This window comes from Micrococcus sp. KRD070, from assembly GCF_017168435.1.
GTDB classification, from domain to species: Bacteria; Actinomycetota; Actinomycetes; order Actinomycetales; family Micrococcaceae; genus Micrococcus; species Micrococcus luteus.
Map to the genome: position 1 here is coordinate 117572 of NZ_JABFNH010000024.1, position 2346 is coordinate 119917.

3 protein-coding genes are annotated in these 2346 nt (G+C 77.2%); all 3 read left to right on the forward strand.

What is annotated here, in order from left to right:
* Positions 1-480 (forward strand): peptide-methionine (R)-S-oxide reductase MsrB (msrB, locus tag J1M38_RS10220; protein WP_036382841.1); only part of this gene is annotated, 480 nt, incomplete at its 5' end.
* Between the two features lie 75 nt (positions 481-555).
* Positions 556-1170, forward strand: coding sequence for a DUF3000 domain-containing protein (locus tag J1M38_RS10225; protein WP_020627849.1), 615 nt, complete (start codon positions 556-558; stop codon positions 1168-1170).
* A 58-nt stretch (positions 1171-1228) separates the two neighbouring features.
* Positions 1229-2346: HRDC domain-containing protein (locus tag J1M38_RS10230; protein ID WP_159833715.1), on the forward strand; the 1118-nt coding region annotated here is incomplete at its 3' end.

Below are 2346 nucleotides of genomic sequence, written 5' to 3' on the forward strand. Positions count from 1 at the left end.
ACCCCCGACCCCGCGCGGGACGTCCCCGCTCCCGAGCAGACCCTGGCCGCCCCGGGCGGCGCCCGCCTGACGGACGAGGAGTGGGCCCGACGGCTCACGCCCGAGGAGTTCCAGGTGCTGCGCCGGGCCGGCACGGAACGGCCCTTCACGGGCGAGTACTGGGACTCGCACGTGAAGGGCGTGTACGCGTGCCGGGCGTGCGGATCCGAGCTGTTCCGCTCGGACGAGAAGTTCGACGCGCACTGCGGCTGGCCCTCGTTCTTCGCACCGCTCGCGGAGGACCGGGTGGAGTACCTGAAGGACACCACCCTGGGCATGGAGCGGATCGAGGTGCGGTGCGCGGCGTGCGGCTCCCACATGGGTCACGTCTTCGCGGGCGAGGGCTATGACACCCCCACGGACCTGCGCTACTGCATCAACTCGATCTCGCTGCGCCTGGCCCCCGCCGACGACGCGGCGGCCCCGGACGGGGCGCGCTGATCCGGTGCGGGAGCGCCGTGGCGTCCACGGCGCGCCCCCGCGGCCCGCTGGGCCCCGCAGCCTAGGCTGACGGGCATGAGCGTGATCGGGCCCCGTCGCCTCTCCGCCGCCCCCGGGGCGGTCGAGGCGCCCGTGCCGCCGGGGGTGTTCCGGCGTGCCCTGGCGGACCTGCGCGATGCGCGGCCACGGACCGAGGTGCGGCTGCGGGAGATCCCGGCACCCGAGGGGCAGGCGCCCTTCGCCGTCGCCCTCGCCGCCGACGTGTGCGACGGGCCGGGCGCGACCGGCGGCGTGCTGGCCACGGGGCGGTTCGTCCTCCTGCACGACCCGGCCCCGGACGCCCGGTGGCCGGGAGGCTTCCGGGCGGTGACATGGATCCGTGCGAGCCTGGAACCGGACGTCGCACTGGACCAGCTGGCCGGCGCCGTCGCGTGGACGTGGCTCGTGGAGGCGCTCGAGCGCCGCCACGCCGAGCACTCCCACGCCGGCGGCACCGCGACGCGCAGCATCGCGGAGGGCTTCGGGACGCTCAGTGCGGCCCCGGACACCACCGACATCGAGCTGCGCGCCTCGTGGACCCCGGCCCCGCGGGACCTCGGCTCGCATCTCGAGGCGTGGTCGGACATGATCTGCGCGTTCGCCGGTCTGCCGCCCGAGCACGCCGCGGACGTCCACACGGCCGGCCCCTGACCGCGCGCCCGCGCCTCCGACACACCGGGCCCCGGCCACCTCCCCGAACAGGAGCAGCATGACCGACGCCCCCGAGACGGCCGCCCCGGACGCGCCCCCGCGGCTGATCGCCACACCGGCCGGTGGAGTCCCCCGGCTCACCGACACCCGCGCGGGCCTGGAGGCCTGCGCCGCGGCGCTCGCCGCGGGGACCGGGCCCGTCGCCGTCGACGCGGAGCGCGCCTCCGGGATCCGGTACGGCCAGCGGGCTATGCTCGTCCAGCTCAAGCGCGAGGGCGCCGGCATCTGGCTCGTCGATCCCGAAGCCCTCGACGGGCTGGCCCCGCTGCAGGAGGCCCTCGCGGGCGTCGAGTGGATCCTGCACGCGGCCAGCCAGGACCTGCCCTGCCTGGCCGAGCAGGGGCTGCGCCCCGATCGGCTGTTCGACACCGAGCTCGCGGCCCGGGTGTCCGGCCTGCCGCGCGTCGGCCTGGCCGCGGTCCTGGAGGAGCTGCTGGGGGTCACCCTCGCCAAGGAGCATTCGGCCGCCGACTGGTCGGTGCGTCCGCTGCCCGAGGCGATGCTCACCTACGCGGCGCTCGACGTCGAGCTGCTCGTCCCGCTGCGCGAGGCCCTGATCGCGCGCCTCGAGGCCGACGGCAAGCTCGCGTGGGCCGAGCAGGAGTTCGAGCACGTGCGCACGGCCCCGCCGCCCACGCCGAAGAAGGACCCCTGGCGCGGCACCTCGGGCTCCCAGACGCTGCGCCGCCCCGTGCAGCGCGCGGTCCTCAAGCGCCTGTGGGAGGCCCGCGAGGACCTCGCCCGCCACCGCGACGTCGCCCCCGGCCGGCTCATCCCGGACCGGTCGATCGTCGCCGCCGCGGCCGCCCAGCCGCGCACCGTCCCCGCCCTGCGCCAGACCTCCGGCTTCCACGGCCGCGCCGCGAGCCGCGAGGCCCCGCGCTGGATCGCCGCGATCCGGGCCGGCGTCGAGGACGCCGAGCGGGACGACGCCCCCGCGGCGCAGATCCGCACCGGGGACGGCCCGCCCCCACCCCGGGCCTGGAAGGACCGGGACCCGGTGGCGGACCGCCGCCTGCGCACGGCCAAGGCCCGCGTCGCCCGACGGGCCGAGCAGCTGGGGATGCCCACCGAGAACCTCCTCACCCCGGACACCCTTCGGCGGATCTGCTGGAC

Excerpts from the sequence above, each read along its gene's own strand:
- J1M38_RS10225 (WP_020627849.1), top strand. The coding sequence starts at position 556 with ATGAGCGTGATCGGGCCCCGTCGCCTCTCCGCCGCCCCCGGGGCGGTC.